Here is a 19,493-nt window from a genome sequence, read left to right as displayed (position 1 = left end):
ATTTTCCGCTACGGCAATTCCGGGAAAAATCGCCGCTTGAGCGCCAGCTCGACGCCGCGCAGCTCCGCCAGCCCTTTCAACCGCCCGATGGCCGAATAGCCCGGATTGGTTTTCTTTTTCAAATCGTCCAGCATCTGATGCCCATGATCGGGGCGCATCGGGATCGGCCGCCGATCGCCCGCCCGCTGCCGACGCAGTTCTTCGGTCAGGATCGCTTCGATCACCGCCACCATGTCCACATCGCCCTGCAGATGCGCCCCCTCGTGGAAGCTTTTCGGGTTTTCCTCGCGGCAGGTGGCGCGTAAGTGGGTAAAGTGAATGCGATCGCCGAAGGTTTCAATCATCCGCACCAGATCGTTGTCGGCGCGCACGCCGTAGGAACCGGTGCATAGGGTGAAACCGTTATGAATGCTGTCGACGGTCTGCTTCAGCCACTGCATGTCTTCGATCGTGGAGACGATGCGCGGCAGGCCGAGGATCGGCCGCGGCGGATCGTCGGGATGCACCGCCAGCCGGATGCCGGCCTCTTCCGCCACCGGCACGATGGCGCGCAGAAAGACCGCCATGTTTTCGCGCAGCTGCGCCTTGTCGATGCCGTCGTATTCCGCCAGGCGGCGGCGGAACTGCTCCAACGTATAGCCTTCTTCCGCCCCCGGCAGCCCGGCGATGATATTGCCCGTCAGCGTGGCTTTCTCCTCCTCGCCCATGGCGGCGAAATAGGCCGCCGCCTGACTGCGCTCTTGCGCCGTATAGTCCGCCTCGGCGCCGGCGCGTTGCAGGATATACAGCTCGAACGCGGCGAAGGCGATTTGATCGAAACGCAGCGCTTTGGCGCCGTCCGGCAGCGAATAGGCCAGATCGGTGCGCGTCCAGTCGAGGATCGGCATGAAGTTGTAGCAGACGGTGTCGATGCCGCAGGCCGCGAGGTTGCGTAGCGTCTGTTGATAGTTGGCGATATGCCGCCGCCAATCGCCGCTGTGGGTTTTGATCTCTTCATGTACCGGCACGCTCTCCACCACCGACCACACCAGCCCTTTTTCCGCCAGCAGCGCCTGCCGCGCGCGGATCTCGTCGATCGGCCAGACCTCGCCGTTCGCAATATGGTGCAGCGCCGTGACCACCCCGGTCGCCCCAGCCTGACGCACGTCATCCAAAGAGACCGGATCGTTCGGGCCATACCAACGCCATGTTTGTTCCATGTTGTGTCCTTATGCCTGTCTCGCATTGCGATGTTGTTATACCAGTTTAACTTAGATGTCAGCTAGCTTTAACTTACTCTTTCGCCGCGCGCTGTCAAAATTGAACCGTTCATTGGTTGATCCGCTTCACGATTCTGGCTTATTTTGGCCTGACCAATTCCCTTAACCTGCCGACAACTTTAGACTGGGGGCAGTTTTTTATCGCTGGCGCCCCGCTGTCCATGCGTCGGCAAACTGGTCCGCTAACTTGACGCAAGTGGCCCGCCAGCTGTCTACTCGCTTTGGAGATGAGATGAATACGATCGCCAACACCCCGCTGCCGGGCGCCGTCCGGCAACCGAATTATGATCGCCGGGCCCTGCGCAGCCGCATCGTGCACCTGGGTTTCGGCGCGTTCCACCGTGCGCATCAGGCGCTGCTGACCGATCGGGTGTTGAACGCCCAGGGCGGCGACTGGGGCATTTGCGAGATCAGCCTGTCCGGCGGCGTGCCGCTGTTTCAGGCGCTGCGGCAACAGGATCATTTATACAGCGTGCTGGAGAAAGGCGCGGACGGCCATCAGGCCCTGGTGATCGGCGCAGTGCATGAGAGCGTGCACCGCAAGCTGGAGGGCATCGCCGCGGTGTTGGAGAAGCTGGCCGAGCCGCAGGTGGCGATCGTCTCGATGACCATTACCGAAAAGGGCTACTGCATCGAACCCGGCAGCGGGCGGCTGGATCGGCGGCATCCGGGGATCGTCGCCGATCTGGCGGCGCCGCATCAGCCGCAGACCGCGCCCGGTATTTTGGTGGAGGCGCTGCGGCTGCGGCGTGAACGCGAGCTGCCCGCCTTCACCCTGCTCTCCTGCGACAATATTCCGGAGAACGGCCACGTCCTGCGCCGGGCGGTGCTCGATTTGGCGCAGGCGCGGGATCCGTCGCTCGCCGACTGGATAGCCTCCGCCGCCACCTTCCCCTGCACCATGGTCGATCGCATCGTTCCGGCCGCCACGCCGGCCACGCTGGATGAGATCGCCGCCGCGCTGGGCGGCGTGCGTGACGAATGCGCCATCGCCTGCGAGCCCTTCATTCAATGGGTCGTGGAAGACAATTTCGCCGCCGGACGCCCGGCATGGGAGCTGGCCGGCGCCCAGTTGGTCCGCGATGTGCTGCCGTTTGAGCATATGAAGCTGCGCATGCTGAACGGCAGCCACTCGTTCCTGGCATATCTCGGTTACCTGGGCGGCTACCGCTATATCAACGAGTGCATGGCGGACGAGCACTACCGCCGCGCCGCACAGCGGCTGATGCTGTGCGAGCAGGCCCCAACCCTGAGCGTCACCGGCATCAGTCTGCCCGACTACGCCGCGCAGCTTATCGCGCGCTTCAGCAATCCGGCGCTGCAACACCTCACCTGGCAGATCGCCATGGACGGCACGCAAAAGCTGCCGCAGCGCCTGCTGGACGCCGTGCGCTGGCATCTGCGGCACGGCGGCGACTATAGCGGGCTGGCGCTGGGCGTGGCGGGCTGGATGCGGTACGTCGGCGGTGTCGATGACGCCGGCCAGCCCATCGACATTCGCGATCCGCTGGCAGATGTCCTGCAACAGACGATCGCCGCCACTCCGGACGATCGGCGGCGCGTAACGGCGCTCTTGGCGCTGAAATCGGTGTTTGGCGAACAGTTGGCGACGCATGCCGCGTTTACCGAGGCGGTGACGCAAGCCTATTTGTCACTGCGCGATCGCGGTGCGCGTGAAACGGTGAAGGAGTGGGTGAAGCGGTGAAGTGCCTGCAGGCTGAGAATAACCATGCCGACGTAACGTTACGCCGGCATGGCGGAACGACTTAACGATAAACGACCGTCATAACAGCAAGTTTCTTCTGTTGGTCTACCCACTTCATTTCGGTTGTGCCAAGATTCAGCGGAAGTTCTTTGCGTGTAGTATCAAAACCTGACAACGCTTGCTGGGCCTGATAATGCTGGCCGTTGCGGTAACATTGCGTATTCGCCTTAGAATCTGCAATCTTGACCGTGCAAGGACTTTCAACGATAGAGCCGACGAAGCGAATTACCCCGCCGGCCACTCCTGCCTGACTCACTGCCGTCCATGAAAACAACATTCCTACGATCAAAAATAACCGAAAGGTATTCATGGCAACCTCATTTTTAGTTAAGCCAATTTAACCATAGAGGATCTTGTTCGGAATAATCGCAAGGAAAGGGACGAGATTTGATCGTTAATCGCGTCATTAACAATGTAAAAACAAGCTACTAACAAAAGTTAACCGTATCTAATACAGGGTTTTATCTAAGAATTTTCTTGCAAAGAAAAGTGGATTTTGCCGGTTGAAAAGCGCAGGGTGGCGTGCAAAATTTGCGAGGTAGAGCACAAATTAAATCGCGCTCGCCGCCGCGACCGCGCAGAATCGCTCATTTATTAGGCAGGTTGATTTTTGCACCCAGGAATGATTAATGACTAAAACCAATCTGATTACCGGCTTCCTCGGCAGCGGTAAAACCACCGCCATCCGCCATTTGCTGGCCCATAAGCCCGAGCATGAACGCTGGGCGGTACTGGTCAACGAATTCGGCGAAATAGGCATCGACGGCGCGCTGCTGGCGGACAGCGGCGCGGTGCTCAAAGAGATCCCCGGCGGCTGCATGTGCTGCGTCAACAGCCTGCCGATGCAGGTGGGTCTGAATATGCTGTTGCAGCAGACCAAACCGGACCGGCTGCTGATCGAGCCGACCGGGCTCGGGCATCCGAAGCAAATCCTGTCGCTGCTGACCCAGGAGAGCTATGCCGGCTGGATCGATCTGCAGGCCACGCTGTGCCTGCTGGATGCCCGTCAACTCAGTCAGCCCCGCTACCGCGACAACGAAAACTTCCGCGATCAGCTGGCCGCGGCCGACGTTATCCTGGCCAGCAAAAGCGATACCTATCGGCCGGAAGACAGACGGGCGCTGGAAGCCTGGACGGCGCAAGATCCGCTGCAGCGGCCCTGCTACGCCATCGCGCAAGGTGAGGCGGATGTCGCGTTGTTGTCGCTTCCTCGCACAAATCGTACAGAATTGCCGGACGCACAACATCATCATGGTCAGGCGAAAACGCAGGGACTGGCGGCGTTGCGGCTGCCGGAGAACGCGCGTTGGCGGCGAGCGCTGAACGAAGGGCAAGGCTTCACCAGCTGCGGCTGGATTTTTGACGGCGACACCCGGTTCGATACCGTCGGCTTTATGGAATGGGTGCGGCTGGCGCCGGTCGAACGTGCCAAAGGCGTGGTGCGCATCCCCGAAGGCACGTTGCTGATCAATCGCCAGGGCCAGGATCTCAACATCGAAACCCGCCCGAACGCGCCGCTCGACAGCCGGGTTGAACTGATCCACAGCGAAAATGCCGACTGGAACGCCCTGCAATCCGCCTTGTTTAAGATTCGTTTAAGTTAAACCCCGTACCGTTGCCCCCCGGTTGCCGCAGGGCGGCCGGTTTTGTTTCGTTTTCATTTTTCCAACAGGTTTATGTCATGACACGCCGCAATTTACCCTTCATTCTCTTCTTCAACTTACTGGGCGTTGCGCTGTTTCTGTCCTGGTTCCTGCCGGCCAATCACGGCGGCTGGTTTACCCTGGATTCGGCGATCTTCTTCTTCTTTAACCGCCATCTGGCTACCGACCCGGCATTTTTGCACCTGGTCGCCATCACCAACAACCGCGCGTTCGATGTGATTTCACTGCTCGCCATGGGCCTGCTGTATTTGTACTTCTACCTGAAGCAGGACGCCGCCGGCCGCCGCCGTCTGGTGATCACCGGCGTGGTGATGCTGCTGACCGCCGTGGTGCTGAATCAGCTTGGCCACCTGCTGCCGGTGAAGCATCCGAGCCCCACCCTGACCTTCGACAATATCAATCGCGTCAGCGCATTGACCGGCATCCCCACCAAGGACGCCTCCGGCGACAGCTTCCCCGGCGACCACGGCATGATGCTGATTATTTTTTCCTGCTTTATGCTGCGCTATTTCGGCCGCGGCGCCTTCGCCGTCGCCCTGCTGATTACGCTGATCTTTTCATTGCCACGCGTGATGATTGGCGCCCACTGGTTTACCGATATCGCCGTAGGCTCGCTGTCCGTGGTCTTGGTTGGCGCCAGTTGGGTGCTGATGACGCCTTGCAGCGACTGGATTATCGAACGGTTGAATCGCCTGTTGCCCGGCAAGCACCGCCCCGGCCAACCATAACTTACGTCTATGAGTCATTCCGGGAGGCGCCCGCCTCCCGCGTTTTATCCCCTCGCGATGCGCAAAATTTCTCCGCCCCCCGTTAACGCTTTTGCAACCTGATTTCACGCCAGATTCATACATCGGACAATTGGCGTTTTTTATATGAAGATTTACATTATGTTACATCACAAATTCATATAAAAAAGACCGGAAAAAGACTCGCAATCCCCTATTTGTTCCGGTAATCTCAGATGCGTTTGTGCCTGGTTTAAGTCGAATCAGTACGGAATCCGATAAAAATGTGCGTTCCCGCACGTTTTCAACGGTAACTGATTGTCGATGCAACAGGTGCGGACTAGGCTCGTTTCGTTTGGCATTTTTCAGGTAGCGACTTTCGTCGTTAAGGACTTCAAGGGAAAACAACAACAATGGTCAAATCTCAACCGTTTCTGAGATATTTTTTGCGGGTAGTCCCTGCAATTGCCGCTGCGGTTATGCTGTCAGCGTGCAGCTCGACTCACACTTCGAACTTGAGTAACGCACAAACTGAGATGCGTGCAGTTAATGACAAAGACGGTCTTTTACTGCAAGCCTCTCAGGATGAATTCGAAGCGATGGTCCGCAACGTTGACGTCAAGTCAAAGATTATGGATCAGTACGCGGACTGGAAAGGCGTTCGCTACCGTTTAGGCGGTGACACCAAGCGCGGCATCGATTGCTCGGCGTTTGTACAGCGCACCTTCCGCGAACAGTTCGGCATGGATTTACCGCGTTCTACCTACGAACAGGAAGATCTCGGTAAGAAAATCCAGCGCACCAAACTGCGCGCCGGCGATTTGGTGCTGTTCCGCGCCGGTTCTACCGGGCGCCATGTCGGCATCTATTTAGGCAACGATCAGTTCGTTCACGCTTCTACCAGCAGTGGCGTCATGATTTCCAAGCTGACCGATAACTATTGGAATAAACGTTATCGAGAAGCGCGCCGAGTGTTGACCAACGGCTGACGGCGCAACGCCCTGAAGATCCTGAATACCAAACGAGCGATAAACGCCGCCTACGGGCGGCGTTTTTTTTGGCTGTCGAACGAGAGCCACCGGGGCTGAGCCAGGCCTTATCGTCACCTCACACCATTATTTTGATAAACTGCCGGCCGGAAATCGCGCCGACGAGGAAAAACTCGCCTATTATCGTCAGATGACGGCAACGGCGCGCCCGGCGTTATTTAAAACGTTTCCGCTTAATAGGTGCATTATATTTCTGTCGGCGACGCCTTGTATTTAAACGCGTCGCCGGTTGGGTACGGGATAAAAGGCAAAAAATGAAAAAAAAGCCGTTGGCACAATCCATTAAATGGCTGCGCGACACGCCTGACGCCCCGTTGCAGAGGTCTCGGTTATGGGCTTGAAAAGGGCGTTCTCTCGCAGCGTGTCGCACCGACAGCGCAGTCTGGCCAAAAGCGTTGTCGCCGCCCTGCTATTTTTTACGCTATTCACCGCGGTCACACTTTCTTTGATCAACCACCAGCGCACGCAATATCAACACAAGGTTGAAGCGCGTACGCAAAAATTCGCGCTGGGTTATATCTCGCACCTGACGGATGTCATGCAAAAAATGATGCCGCTGCTGGACAAACCCTGCCTCTCAAGCCAGTCGGACATCACCTATCAGGCGGCCTTTACCAGCGGCGTACGCACCTTCCTGCTGGTGAAAGACGGTTACGCCTACTGCTCCTCCGCCACCGGCGACATGATGCTGCCGATGAAAAACCTGTATCAGGACATCGATACCCACCTGCCTTTGGATCTGAAGCTGCAGCAGGGCACGCCGATCGTGCCGGACAAGCCGGCGGTCGCGGTTTGGCTGCGGCATCCTGGCGCATCGGCGACCGGCATCCTCGCCACGCTGGACATCAATTTGATGCCCTACCTGCTGTTCACTTCGCATGACGAGCAGGCGCCGGGCATCGCCATCGTGATGGGCAACCGCGCGCTGACCACCTTCAGCCCGAACCTGATGCCGATCGCGCAGTTGCCGCAAGACAAGGCGGACACCCTGACGCTGCCCAATCTGCCGCTGAGCATCCTGTTCTACAACGAGAAACTGACGCCCAACGATATTCGCCTGACGCTGCTGGGCAGCCTGGTGCTGTCGCTGATGATCGGCGTGCTCTGCTACTACATGCTGCTGTTGCGGCAAAGCCCGGAGCGCGCGCTGCTGCGCGGCATCAAGCGCAACGAGTTCTTCATCGAATATCAGCCGGTGTTCCATACCGGCAGCAACAGCATCGGCGGGCTGGAAGCGTTGATCCGCTGGCAGCATCCTATCGAGGGCCGCATTCCCCCGGATGTCTTTATCCCGTACGCCGAAAGCAACGGGCTGATCGTGCCGCTCACCCGCCATCTGTTCAGGCTGATTGCCGAAGATGCGCCGCAGCTCGCCAAGGCGCTGCCGCGGGGAGGCAAGGTCGGCCTCAATATTTCCCCCGCCCACCTTAGCGCGCCGTCATTCCATCAGGACGTGTATGAACTGTTGGCGCAGCTGCCGGGCGATTACTTTACGCTGGTGTTTGAAATCACCGAACGCGGCATGGTGGAAGAAGAGAGCGCGCTGGCGGAGTTCGACTGGCTGCATAAACAGGGCATCGAGATCGCGGTGGACGATTTTGGCACCGGCCACAGCGCGTTGATCTATCTTGAGCGTTTCACCATGGATTACCTGAAGATTGATCGCGGCTTCGTCAACACCATCGGCCAGGACACCGTCACCGCACCGGTGCTGGATGCGGTGATTTCGCTGGCGAAAAAGCTGAAAATGCTGACGGTGGCCGAAGGCGTGGAAACCGCCGAGCAGATGCAGTTCCTGCAAGAACGCGGCGTTAACTTCATGCAGGGCTATTACTTCAGCAAGCCGCTTAGCATCGCTAATTTCCTCGCTTACTGCAATGCTCATCAGGTCTTTGATTATCAGGAAAAAAATAGTTAATCTTTAAGCATCTTTACCCTGCGTCCGCCCGAAGAATGTTATGCTGGGCGCCGGTTGTACTTTATTCCACAGCAGGAGCTTACCGTCTGATGTCCGTGCGCATTTTCGCTGCTCTGGTGCTTTCGGCACTGAGCTTCGCCTCGCAGGCCGAAGCCCTCAACGAAAGCTACGCTTTCGCCCTTCTCGGTGAACCGAAATACGCCGCCGACTTCAGCCATTTCGACTACGTCAATCCGGCGGCCCCCAAGGGCGGCGACGTGCGCCTGGCGGCCATCGGCACCTACGATAACTTCAACCGCTTCGCTACCCGGGGCGTGCCCGGCGCGCGTACCGACGAACTCTACGATACTCTGTTCGCAACGTCCGACGACGAACCCGGCAGCTTTTATCCGTTGATTGCCGAATCGGCGCGCTTCCCGGCCGACATGCGTTGGGTGGAAGTGGATATCAACGCCCGCGCGCGTTTCCACGACGGCAGCCCGATCACCGCCGCCGACGTGGCCTTCACCTTCAGCAAATTCATGGCCGAGGGCGTTCCGCAGTTTCGCTCCTACTACAAAGGCGTCACGGTCAAAGCCATCTCTCGGTTGACGGTGCGCATTGAATTCCCGCAGCCGAACAAAGAAGCGATGCTGTCGTTATTCGGCAGCCTGCCTATTCTCCCGGCCGCCTTTTGGCAAAACCATAAGCTCAACGAGCCGCTCAACACGCCGCCGCTGGCCAGCGGCCCGTATAAAATCGGCGATTATCGCCTCGGCCAGTACATCACCTATCAACGGGTGCGCGACTACTGGGCCGCCAACCTGCCGGTGAACCGCGGCCGCTATAACTTCGACAGCATTCGCTACGATTATTATCTGGACGATAAAGTGGCGCTGGAAGCGTTCAAGGCCGGCGCTTACGATTTCCGCATCGAGCCGTCGCCCAAGAGCTGGGCCACCCAGTATCAGGGCGGCAACTTCGCGCGCAACTACATCATCAAACAGGACGAGACCAACCAGGCGGCGCAAAACACCCGCTGGCTGGCGTTCAACATCCAAAAACCGCTGTTTGCCGACCCGCGCGTGCGCGAGGCGATCACCCTGGCTTTCGACTTTAACTGGATGAACAAGGCGCTGTATTACAACGCCTATCAACGCGCCGACAGCTATTTCCAAAACACCGCCTACGCCGCCCGCGGCTATCCGGACGCCGCCGAACTGGCGCTGCTGGCGCCGCTCAAAGGCCAGGTGCCGCCTGAGGTGTTCACCAGCATCTATCAACCGCCCGCCTCCGACGGCAGCGGCAACGATCGGCAAAATCTGCTGAAGGCGACCCAACTGTTGCAAGAGGCCGGTTGGGTGGTCAAAAATCAAAAGTTGGTCAACGCCAAAACCGGCCAGCCGTTCGCCTTTGAGCTGATGCTGCTGAGCGGCAGCAACTTCCAGTACGTGTTGCCGTTCCGCCACAACCTGCAGCGGTTGGGCATCGATATGGCAATCCGCGAGATCGACGCCTCGCAATATACGCGCCGCATGCGCGAACGCGACTTCGATATGATGCCGACGGTGTACATGGCGATGCCGTTCCCCACCGCCAATTTACGCATCATTTGGGATTCGGAGTACATCAACTCCAGCTATAACACCCCCGGCGTCAAGGACCCGGCGGTCGACAGCCTGGTCAGGCAAATCGCTGAGCATCAGGGCGACGAAAAAGCGCTGCTGCCGCTCGGCCGCGCGTTGGATCGGGTGTTGACCTGGAACCGCTACATGCTGCCGATGTGGTACTCCAACCACGACCGCTACGCCTATTGGGACAAGTTCTCCACGCCGCCGATCCGCCCGGCCTACGCCATCGGCTTCGACAACTGGTGGTACGACGTCAACAAGGCGGCGCGCTTGCCGGCTCAACGGCAATAAGGAGTCGGCATGGCAGCCTATCTGATACGCAGACTGTTGCTGGTGATCCCTACGCTGTGGGCGATCATCACCATCAACTTTTTTATCGTGCAAATCGCCCCCGGCGGCCCGGTCGATCAGGCCATCGCCGCCATCGAACTGGGTCAGGGCAGCGGTTTCGGCAGCGGCGGGGTCAATGAAGGCCTGGGGCACGCCAGAGCCGGCGTCCCGGCCGCGACCGAAGGGCAATACCGCGGCTCGCGCGGCCTGGATCCGGAGGTGATCGCCGAGATCACCCAGCGTTATGGCTTCGATAAACCGCTGCACGAACGCTACTTCACCATGCTGTGGAACTACATGCGTTTTGACTTCGGCGACAGCCTGTTTCGCGGCGCTTCGGTGATGCAACTGATCGGCCAAAGCCTGCCGGTCTCCATCACGCTGGGCCTTTGGAGCACGCTGATCATCTATCTGGTGTCGATCCCGCTCGGCATCCGCAAGGCCGTCCACAACGGCAGCGCGTTCGATACCTGGAGCAGCACGCTGATCATTATCGGCTACGCCATTCCGGCGTTCCTGTTCGCCATCCTGCTGATCGTGCTGTTCGCCGGCGGCAGCTATCTCGACTGGTTCCCGCTGCGCGGCCTGGTCTCCAGCAACTTCGATACCCTCTCGTGGCCGGCGAAGATCGCCGACTATCTGTGGCACATCACGCTGCCGGTGCTGGCGACGGTGATCGGCGGTTTCGCCACCCTGACCATGCTGACCAAAAACTCGTTCCTCGACGAGATCCGCAAACAGTACGTCACCACCGCCCGCGCCAAGGGCCTGGACGAGAAAAAGATCCTGTACCGCCACGTGTTCCGCAACGCCATGCTGCTGGTGATCGCCGGTTTTCCGGCCACCTTTATCAGCATGTTTTTCACCGGCTCGCTGCTGATTGAGGTGATGTTCTCGCTCAACGGCCTGGGGCTGCTGGGTTACGACGCCACACTGCAGCGCGACTACCCGGTGATGTTCGGCACGTTGTATATCTTCACCCTGATCGGCCTGCTGTTGAACATCCTCAGCGATATCACCTATACCCTGGTCGATCCGCGCATTGACTTCGAGGCCCGCCAATGAGCCGCCTTAGCCCAATCAATCAGGCGCGCTGGGCGCGTTTTCGCCGCAACCGCCGCGGTTACTGGTCACTGTGGATCTTTCTGGCGCTGTTCACGCTCAGCCTGGCCGCCGATCTTATCGCCAACGACAAACCGCTGTTGGTGCGTTATGAAGGCCGGCTATACCTGCCGTTTATGATCAACTACAGCGAAACCGCGTTCGGCGGCGAACTGAACACCGAAGCCGACTATCAGGATCCGTTCGTCCAGTGCCAAATCGACCGGCATGGCTGGGCGATCTGGGCGCCGATCCGTTTCAGCTACGACACGATCAACTTCGCCACCGAGGTGCCCTTCCCCTCCCCGCCTTCGCGCCATAACCTGCTGGGCACCGACAGCAACGGCGGCGACGTGCTGGCCCGCGTGCTGTATGGTTTTCGCATTTCGATGCTGTTCGGCCTGGCGCTGACGCTGTTTTCCAGCCTGATCGGCGTGTGCGTCGGCGCGACACAGGGGTATTACGGCGGGCGTTTCGATCTGTGGGGGCAACGCTTTATCGAAGTGTGGTCGGGCATGCCGACGCTGTTTCTGATCATTCTGCTGTCGAGCATCGTCCAGCCCAATTTCTGGTGGCTGCTCGGCATCACTATTCTGTTCGGCTGGATGAGCCTGGTGGGCGTGGTGCGCGCCGAGTTCCTGCGCACCCGCAACTATGACTATATCCGCGCCGCGCGCGCCATGGGCGTGCCGGATCGCGTGATCATGTCCCGCCACATGCTGCCCAACGCCATGGTGGCGACGCTGACCTTCCTGCCGTTTATCCTCTGCGGCTCGATCACCACCCTGACGTCGCTCGATTTTCTCGGCTTCGGTCTGCCGATCGGTTCGCCGTCGCTCGGCGAACTGCTGCTGCAAGGCAAAAACAATCTGCAGGCGCCGTGGCTCGGCATCACCGCCTTCCTGGTGCTGGCAGTGCTGCTGTCGTTATTAATCTTTATCGGCGAAGCGGTACGCGACGCCTTTGACCCCAGCAAGGCGCATTGATATGGCTACACCTCTGCTCGCCATCCAGGATCTCAGCATCGCCTTCCGCCAGGGCGACGCCGTCACGCCGGTGGTCAACGAACTCTCTTTGCAAATAGCCCCGGCGGAAACGCTGGCGCTGGTGGGAGAATCCGGCTCCGGCAAAAGCGTCACCGCCCTGTCGATACTGCGACTGCTGCCCGCGCCGCCGGTGGTTTACCCTGGCGGCGATATTCTGTTCAACGGCAACTCGTTGTTGCATGCGCCGGAGGCTGAACTGCGCAAGGTGCGCGGCAATCAGATCGCGATGATCTTTCAGGAACCGATGGTGTCGCTCAATCCGCTGCACACCATTGAGAAGCAACTGGCGGAAGTGCTGATGCTGCACCGCGGCCTGCGGCGCGAAGCCGCACGCGCAGAGATCGTCGACTGTCTGGAGCGCGTCGGCATCCGCCAGGCCAAAACCCGGTTGCAGGACTATCCGCATCAGCTCTCCGGCGGTGAACGCCAACGCGTGATGATCGCCATGGCGGTGTTAACCCGCCCGAAATTGCTGATTGCCGACGAACCCACCACCGCGCTCGACGTAACTATCCAGGCGCAGATCCTGACGCTGTTGCAAGAATTGAAACAAGAAATGGGCATGGGGTTGCTGTTCATCACCCATAACCTGAATATTGTGCGCCGTCTGGCGGACAACGTGGCGGTGATGCGTCAGGGCCGTTGCGTGGAGCAAAACGGCCGCGCACAGCTGTTCAGCCGGCCGCAGCATCCCTACACACGGCAACTGCTGGCCGCCGAGGACGTCGGCGAACCGCTGCCGCTGCCGGCCGCAGCCAGCGCGCGCCCCGGCGATGAGCGGCCGCTGCTCAAGGTGGAAGATCTGCAGGTGCGATTCCCCATTCGGCGCGGCCTGCTGCGCCGCACGGTGGATTATCACTATGCGTTGAAGTCATTGAGTTTCGAACTGCGCGCCGGAGAGAGCGTGGGGCTGGTGGGGGAATCCGGATCGGGTAAAAGCACCACCGGGCTGGCGCTATTGCGTCTGCTGGCCTCGCAGGGGGCCATCTGGTTCGACGGCGAACCGCTCCACCCGCTGACGATGAAACAAATGCTGCCCTACCGCAGCCGGATGCAAATCGTCTTTCAGGATCCGTATTCCGCCCTCAACCCGCGCCTGAACGTACAGCAGATCATCGCCGAAGGGCTGGAAGTGCACCAGCGGCTGAACGCCGAGCAGCGCGAACAGCGCGTGATCGAGGTGTTGCAGGAGGTCGGCCTGGATCCGCAGCTGCGCCACCGCTACCCCACCGAGTTTTCCGGTGGCCAGCGCCAGCGCATCGCCATCGCGCGCGCGCTGATCCTGCAGCCGCAGCTGCTGATCCTCGACGAGCCGACCTCTTCGCTGGATAAATCGGTGCAGGCGCAGATCCTGACGCTGCTGAAATCGCTGCAGCAACGCCACCGGCTGGCTTATCTGTTCATCAGCCATGACCTGCAGGTGGTGCGTTCGCTGTGCCACCAGGTGATTGTGCTGCGACAAGGAGAAGTGGTTGAGCAGGGAGACTGCCGGGCGATTTTCGCGGCGCCCGCAGCCGACTATACCCGACAACTGTTGCAGTTGGCGGATTAGCGGCGAATTCAGAAGGGGTATTGCGCGCTGAGCGGTTCGGCGATCGCGGCGCCGACGTTTTTCAGGCGGCACATCGTCGCGCTCTCATCGCTGCGCTGCACGAACAGGCAAGGTTCCCCTTCCCACTCGACGATCGCGCAGTCGACCTGAATCTCCTGCAACGACAGATTAAGCTGTTGCATCACCTGCCAGGCCTCGGCCCCTTCATGGCTGAGCAGCTTCAGCCCAATCAGGTTGTTATCCTCGTCTATTCCGTTAAACGGAATCGGTTCGACCTTTACGCCGGTGAAACCGGATAGCCAACGATAACTTTGCGGCAAGCGATGCACTACCGAAAGTTGGATACTCTCCACATGAAATCCCTAGTTTGAAAAGGTGAAACACTTTTACCTGACAGGGTTACTAAGTTATAGCCGTTGACTCCCGACTCTGCCGCGCACAAATGTTATTTAAATGTAAATTTTGCCGCAAGCCATTAACCTGACCCCGTGCTTGCCGATGCCGTGCCATTTTTTGGCGCGCCGTGCGGTGTTATTTCACGGCATTTTGCGACTCAGCTCGCATTTTTGCGTTATATGTAACCCTTTCCCGCAGCGATCTCAACTCTTTTTTCTTGCAATGCGACTACTTTTTCGTCGCCATATTTTTACATTGAAGAAACATTTCACCCGTCGCGTTAGCGCACCGTCCTCCGCTAATACCTTGATTTACATCACCCCTAATGCAAACCGCCCGCACCGACCCGCCGGCAAAACGCCGCGCATACCGGAGGATATCGGGCAGCTCAGCGACGGTATTTTTTAACAAAAAGCACACAGAAGGGTAAATGCCCCATTAATTAGCAGGCATATGTTTGGCAACAAAATTTTCATTGCCGGTTGCACCGCAAACTGGCAAGGCGCAACCCTGTGACGGCTCGGGGCAACTTCGCCCCGAACCAGGAGAACGTCAGGCTGCGCGATCGCGCGGCCGGCTGGCGTACAGATAGAACAACACCGCCACAATGCTGCACAGCGCCATCGAAGTGACCATCGGCCAGGCGCTCTTGCCCGGCGCCATCGACAGAACCGCGCCCACCAGCGCGCCGATGCTGAACCGCAACGTGCCGGCCAGGGAAGACGCGGTGCCCGCCATATGCGGAAAATCATCCAGGATCACCGCCATGGCGTTGGAGGAGATCATCGCGATGCACCCCAGATAGACCGCTACGCCGATCACCAGCGCCCAGAAGCCCAGCCCGACGGCGCTCACCGCCAGCAGCCACAGCCCCATCGCCAGCTGCACCAGCAGCCCCAGTTTGAACATCTTGACCGCGCCGAACCGCCGCACGTTGCGGCTGTTGATCAGCGTCGTCAGGAACAGGAAGACGATATTCAGCGCAAAGTAGTAACCGAAGTGCTGCGGCGAAACATGGTTCAGTTCGATGTAGACGAACGGCCCGGCGCTGAGGAACGAGAACATGCCGGCGAACGAGAAGGCGCTGGCCAGCATGTAGCTCAGCACCCGCTTGTGGCGGAACAACGAACCGAAGTTGCCCAGCGTAGTGCGCAGGTGGAACCGCTGTCGACGCTCTTTCGGCAACGTCTCCTTGATGAACAAGGCCACCAGCAGTGAACCGATCAGCGCCGCGGCGCCCATGGTCCAGAAGATGGCATGCCAGTTGAACCACAGCAGCAGCGCCCCGCCGATCATCGGCGCCAGCAGCGGCGCGATGGTCATCACCAGAATGACGAACGACATCATGCGCGAGAACTCGTCCTTGGTGAACATGTCGCGCATCAAGGCGTTGATCACCACGCTGGCGGCGGCGGCGGCCAGTCCGTGCAAGAAACGCAGTCCGATCAGCTGATCGATCGACTGCGCCATGGCGCAGGCGCAACCGGCGATGGCGAAGATCAGCGTTCCCCACAGGATCACCGGTTTGCGGCCGATGCTGTCCGACATCGGCCCATAGAACAGCTGCCCGAAGGCGAAGCCGAGCATATAGGCGCTGAGCGTCATCTGCACGCTGCCGGACTCGACGCCAAACTGGGCGGCGATCACCGGCATGCTGGGCAGGTACATGTCGATGGCCAGCGGCATCAGCATGGACAGCAGGCCCAGAATGAAAATCAAACCGAGATGAGAGGTTCGGTTCTGTTGCACGTTCCACGACTCCTTAATCGGCCGCAATCAATGATCGGTTATCAGTCCTGCAGGTGCGGCGCGCCCACGCTGGCGATCTCTTCTTCGGTCAGTGGGCGGTATTCGCCCGGCGCAAGATCGTCATCCAGCACGATGGCGCCGATGCGCTCACGGTGCAATTCGATCACCCGATTGCCGACCGCAGCGAACATCCGCTTCACCTGGTGGTAGCGCCCTTCGCTGATGGTCAGGCGCACCACATGCTCGTCAACCTGCTCCAGCGTCGCCGGCCGCGTCAGATCTTTCTCGTTGTGCAGTTGCACCCCTGCGGCGAAACGCTGCGCGGTGTCTTCCGCCAGCGGGTGCTCCAGCGTCACCAGATAGGTTTTCTCGCAGTGGTAGCGCGGCGAGGTAACGCGGTGCGACCACTGGCCGTCGTCAGTCATCAGCACCAGCCCGGTGGTGTCGATATCCAGCCGCCCGGCGGCGTGCAGTTTGTACGCGACCGGCTCATCGAGGAAGTACAGCACCGTCGGATGATCGGGATCGTCGGTGGAGCAGACGTAACCCTGCGGTTTGTTGAGCATGAAATAGCGCGGGCCGTTCTGCTGCTGCAGCGGATTGCCGTCGAACGCCACCTCTTGTTCCGGGGTCAGTTTGACAGCCCCGCTCTTCACCACCTCACCGTCTACGGTGACGCGTTTAGCCCGAAGTTCGCGCGCGACCAGCGCACGGCTGATGCCTAACTGCTGAGATAAAAACTTGTCCAATCGCATGGGATCTGCTTTGCCTGTCGTTGTTATGATCGCATTGATCGTATTGCCAAAATATGACGCCCGCCGTTGCACCGGGTGCAAATGGCAGGCTCAGGGGGGAAATCGCGTGGGGGCACAGCGATTGCTGTCACACGAGTATAGCGGCACAACGCGCTGCCCGACAGGGGTAATTTTCACGCTTCTCGCACCGCGCGCGCTCAGAAGGCATAATATAGACATTTCTCGGTCGCCCGGGGCGTAAAATGTCAGCGTTTCTGTGGCAACAGCGCTGACAAACCTAACCCCCGCGGCCCATTCCAACCTACGGCGTTCATTTATGGCCTTTACCCTACGCCCCTACCAACTGGAAGCGGTCGAAGCCACCATCAACCATTTCCGGCGGCATCCCGAACCGGCGCTGATCGTGCTGCCGACCGGCGCCGGCAAAAGCCTGGTGATCGCCGAGCTGGCGAAACGCGCCCGTGGGCGAGTGCTGGTGTTGGCGCACGTCAAGGAACTGGTGGCGCAAAACCACGCCAAATACTGCGCCTACGGCCTGGAGGCGGACATCTTCGCCGCCGGGTTGCAACAAAAAGAGAGCGCCGGCAAGGTGGTGTTCGGCAGCGTGCAGTCGGTGGCGCGCAACCTGCCGCTGTTCGACGGCGCCTTCTCGCTGCTGATCGTCGATGAATGCCATCGCATCAGCGACGACGACGACAGCCAGTACCAGCAAATCATCCAGCACCTGCAGAAAACCAACCCGCAATTGCGGCTGCTGGGGCTGACCGCCACGCCGTACAGGCTGGGCAAAGGCTGGATTTATCAGTACCACTACCACGGTTTCACCCGCGGCGACAGCGCCAGTCTGTTTCGCGACTGCATCTATGAGCTGCCGCTGCGCTACATGATTAAACACGGTTTTCTGGTGCCGCCGGAGCGGCTGGATATGCCGATCGTGCAATACGACTTCAGCAGGCTGGAGGCCAGGAGCAACGGCCTGTTCAGCGAAGCGGACCTGAACCGTGAGCTGAAACGGCAAAACCGCGTCACGCCGCATATCATCAGCCAGATTGTGGAGTATGCCGACGATCGCAAAGGGGTGATGATCTTCGCCGCTACCGTCGAGCACGCCCGCGAGATCCACGGCCTGCTGCCGAACGGCGAAGCCGCGCTGGTCAGCGCCGAAACGCCGCCCGCCGAGCGAGATGCGCTCATCGAGGCGTTCAAACAGCAGCATCTGCGCTATCTGGTCAACGTGGCGGTGTTAACCACCGGCTTCGACGCGCCGCACGTCGACCTGATCGCTATCCTGCGCCCCACCGAGTCCGTCAGCCTGTATCAGCAGATCGTCGGGCGCGGGCTGCGTTTGGCGCCCGACAAAAAGGATTGCCTGATCCTCGACTACGCCGGCAACCCGCACGATCTGTTTACGCCGGAGGTCGGCGTCAGCAAGCCGCACGGCGACAGCCAGCCGGTGCAGGTGTTCTGCCCGGCCTGCGGTTTCGCCAACCTGTTCTGGGGCAAGTGCACCGAAAACGGCGACATCATCGAACACTACGGCCGCCGCTGCCAGGGCTGGCTGGAGGACGACGACGGCCACCGCGAACAGTGCGATTACCGCTTCCGGTTCAAGAGCTGCCCGCACTGCGGCGCGGAGAACGACATCGCCGCACGCCGCTGCCATCAGTGTCAGGAGGTGTTGGTCGATCCCGACGACATGCTGAAGGCGGCGCTGAAGCTGAAAGACGCGCTGGTGCTGCGCTGCGGCGGCATGGAGTTGCAAAGCGGCCGCGACGATAAGGGCGAATGGCTGAAGGCCATCTATTACGACGAGGACGGCACCAGCACCAGCGAGCGCTTCCGCCTGCAGACGCCGGCGCAGCGCAAAGCGTTCGAGATGCTGTTCCTGCGCCCGCACCAGCGCGCGCCGGGCGTGCCGTTCGCCTGGCACACCGCCGCCGACGTGCTGGCGCAACAGCAATCGCTGCGCCATCCGGATTTCGTGGTGGCACGCAAGCGCGGGCAGTTTTGGCAGGTGCGTGAGAAAGTGTTCGATTATCAAGGCCGTTTCCGCCGTGCCAATCAGTTGGCCTGAGCGAACGGCCCTCAATCTGGGCAGGTTTTCGTTGCCCTGCGGGCGGCTTTCCGTTAAAATGCCGCGCGCTTTACCTGGGCCTGCCCAGCGTTAAAGCGGAATTCCGAACTTGCTACTTGGGTCGCCTGTAGCAGGGTAAATTTTCTTTTAAGAGAAAAAACAATGTTCACTATCAATGCAGAAGTACGTAAAGACCAGGGTAAAGGTGCGAGCCGCCGCCTGCGTGCAGCAAACAAATTCCCAGCTATCGTTTACGGTGGCAAAGAAGCTGCAGTTTCCATCGAATTGGATCATGATTCTGTCAAGAACATGGAAGCTAAACCAGAATTCTACAGCGAAGCAGTAACTCTGGTTATCGACGGTAAAGAAACCAAAGTTAAGGTTCAGGCTGTACAGCGTCACCCGTTCAAGCCAAAACTGGCTCACATCGACTTCGTTCGCGTTTAATCGCTACGTTTTCGAACCTTTCGGGACGCCGAAATAAAGAACGCCGCAATTGC

16 protein-coding genes are annotated in these 19,493 nt (G+C 59.5%); 11 read left to right on the top strand and 5 right to left on the bottom strand.

Annotated features, from left to right (window positions below; all coding sequences use genetic code 11):
* Window positions 1-8: 8 nt before the first annotated feature.
* Complete coding sequence (uxuA, locus tag ACJ8J1_RS02925; protein ID WP_033643811.1) at window positions 9-1,199, bottom strand: mannonate dehydratase; 1,191 nt, start codon at window positions 1,197-1,199, stop codon at window positions 9-11.
* Between the two features lie 292 nt (window positions 1,200-1,491).
* Between uxuA and ACJ8J1_RS02920 the strand changes: the two genes are divergently transcribed.
* Complete coding sequence (locus ACJ8J1_RS02920) at window positions 1,492-2,964, top strand: mannitol dehydrogenase family protein (protein ID WP_033652533.1); 1,473 nt, start codon at window positions 1,492-1,494, stop codon at window positions 2,962-2,964.
* Between the two features lie 61 nt (window positions 2,965-3,025).
* Here ACJ8J1_RS02920 and ACJ8J1_RS02915 read toward each other — a convergent pair whose 3' ends face one another.
* Entirely contained in the window at window positions 3,026-3,334 is a 309-nt protein-coding gene (locus ACJ8J1_RS02915; protein ID WP_004935734.1) for a type 1 fimbrial protein, read from the bottom strand.
* Window positions 3,335-3,653: 319 nt separating this feature from the next.
* On the opposite strand from ACJ8J1_RS02915, the gene ACJ8J1_RS02910 reads away from it, so the two are divergent.
* The 8 genes from ACJ8J1_RS02910 (at window position 3,654) to yejF (ending at window position 14,019) form a co-directional block, all read left to right on the top strand.
* A complete protein-coding gene (locus ACJ8J1_RS02910) occupies window positions 3,654-4,628 on the top strand; it encodes a CobW family GTP-binding protein (RefSeq protein ID WP_033643813.1) in 975 nt (324 codons plus the stop codon).
* 77 nt (window positions 4,629-4,705) lie between these two features.
* Window positions 4,706-5,416 carry a phosphatase PAP2 family protein gene (locus ACJ8J1_RS02905; protein WP_033643814.1) on the top strand — a complete coding sequence of 237 codons (711 nt, stop codon included), beginning with the start codon at window positions 4,706-4,708 and terminating at the stop codon, window positions 5,414-5,416.
* 410 nt (window positions 5,417-5,826) lie between these two features.
* On the top strand, window positions 5,827-6,402 hold the full coding sequence (gene mepS, locus ACJ8J1_RS02900) for a bifunctional murein DD-endopeptidase/murein LD-carboxypeptidase (RefSeq protein ID WP_033643815.1): 576 nt from the start codon (window positions 5,827-5,829) through the stop codon (window positions 6,400-6,402).
* A 391-nt stretch (window positions 6,403-6,793) separates the two neighbouring features.
* On the top strand, window positions 6,794-8,380 hold the full coding sequence (locus ACJ8J1_RS02895; RefSeq protein WP_033643816.1) for a cyclic di-GMP phosphodiesterase: 1,587 nt from the start codon (window positions 6,794-6,796) through the stop codon (window positions 8,378-8,380).
* Window positions 8,381-8,469: 89 nt separating this feature from the next.
* Window positions 8,470-10,281: an extracellular solute-binding protein gene (locus tag ACJ8J1_RS02890; protein ID WP_033643817.1), complete on the top strand. Its 1,812-nt coding sequence runs from the start codon at window positions 8,470-8,472 to the stop codon at window positions 10,279-10,281.
* Between the two features lie 9 nt (window positions 10,282-10,290).
* Window positions 10,291-11,385 carry a microcin C ABC transporter permease YejB gene (locus ACJ8J1_RS02885; protein WP_033643818.1) on the top strand — a complete coding sequence of 365 codons (1,095 nt, stop codon included), beginning with the start codon at window positions 10,291-10,293 and terminating at the stop codon, window positions 11,383-11,385.
* Window positions 11,382-12,407, top strand: coding sequence for an ABC transporter permease (locus ACJ8J1_RS02880; protein ID WP_033643819.1), 1,026 nt, complete (start codon window positions 11,382-11,384; stop codon window positions 12,405-12,407). The genes ACJ8J1_RS02885 and ACJ8J1_RS02880 overlap by 4 nt, the downstream gene beginning before the upstream one ends.
* A gap of 1 nt (window position 12,408) precedes the next feature.
* Window positions 12,409-14,019 carry a microcin C ABC transporter ATP-binding protein YejF gene (yejF, locus tag ACJ8J1_RS02875; RefSeq protein WP_033643820.1) on the top strand — a complete coding sequence of 537 codons (1,611 nt, stop codon included), beginning with the start codon at window positions 12,409-12,411 and terminating at the stop codon, window positions 14,017-14,019.
* 8 nt (window positions 14,020-14,027) lie between these two features.
* On the opposite strand, the gene ACJ8J1_RS02870 is transcribed toward yejF, so the two are convergent.
* The 3 genes from ACJ8J1_RS02870 to rsuA all read right to left on the bottom strand — a co-directional run bounded on the left by ACJ8J1_RS02870 (window position 14,028) and on the right by rsuA (window position 16,919).
* Complete coding sequence (locus ACJ8J1_RS02870; RefSeq protein WP_004935763.1) at window positions 14,028-14,372, bottom strand: YejG family protein; 345 nt, start codon at window positions 14,370-14,372, stop codon at window positions 14,028-14,030.
* 595 nt (window positions 14,373-14,967) lie between these two features.
* The gene (locus tag ACJ8J1_RS02865; protein WP_033643821.1) at window positions 14,968-16,164 is read right to left on the bottom strand and encodes a Bcr/CflA family multidrug efflux MFS transporter; all 1,197 of its coding nucleotides are present in this window, start codon (window positions 16,162-16,164) and stop codon (window positions 14,968-14,970) included.
* A 41-nt stretch (window positions 16,165-16,205) separates the two neighbouring features.
* Entirely contained in the window at window positions 16,206-16,919 is a 714-nt protein-coding gene (gene rsuA, locus ACJ8J1_RS02860) for a 16S rRNA pseudouridine(516) synthase RsuA (RefSeq protein ID WP_033643822.1), read from the bottom strand.
* A 316-nt stretch (window positions 16,920-17,235) separates the two neighbouring features.
* On the opposite strand from rsuA, the gene ACJ8J1_RS02855 reads away from it, so the two are divergent.
* Both ACJ8J1_RS02855 and rplY read left to right on the top strand, forming a co-directional pair.
* A complete protein-coding gene (locus ACJ8J1_RS02855) occupies window positions 17,236-18,993 on the top strand; it encodes a DEAD/DEAH box helicase (protein ID WP_033643823.1) in 1,758 nt (585 codons plus the stop codon).
* 162 nt (window positions 18,994-19,155) lie between these two features.
* On the top strand, window positions 19,156-19,440 hold the full coding sequence (gene rplY, locus ACJ8J1_RS02850) for a 50S ribosomal protein L25 (RefSeq protein WP_004935776.1): 285 nt from the start codon (window positions 19,156-19,158) through the stop codon (window positions 19,438-19,440).
* Window positions 19,441-19,493 lie beyond the last annotated feature (53 nt).

Origin of the sequence: Serratia sp. CY37869 (assembly GCF_052168895.1) — a bacterium.
In the GTDB taxonomy this organism is placed as follows: Bacteria; Pseudomonadota; Gammaproteobacteria; order Enterobacterales; family Enterobacteriaceae; genus Serratia; species Serratia ureilytica.
The sequence above is the reverse complement of the archived record's forward strand: the minus strand, read 5'-3'. Positions and strand labels throughout refer to the sequence as shown.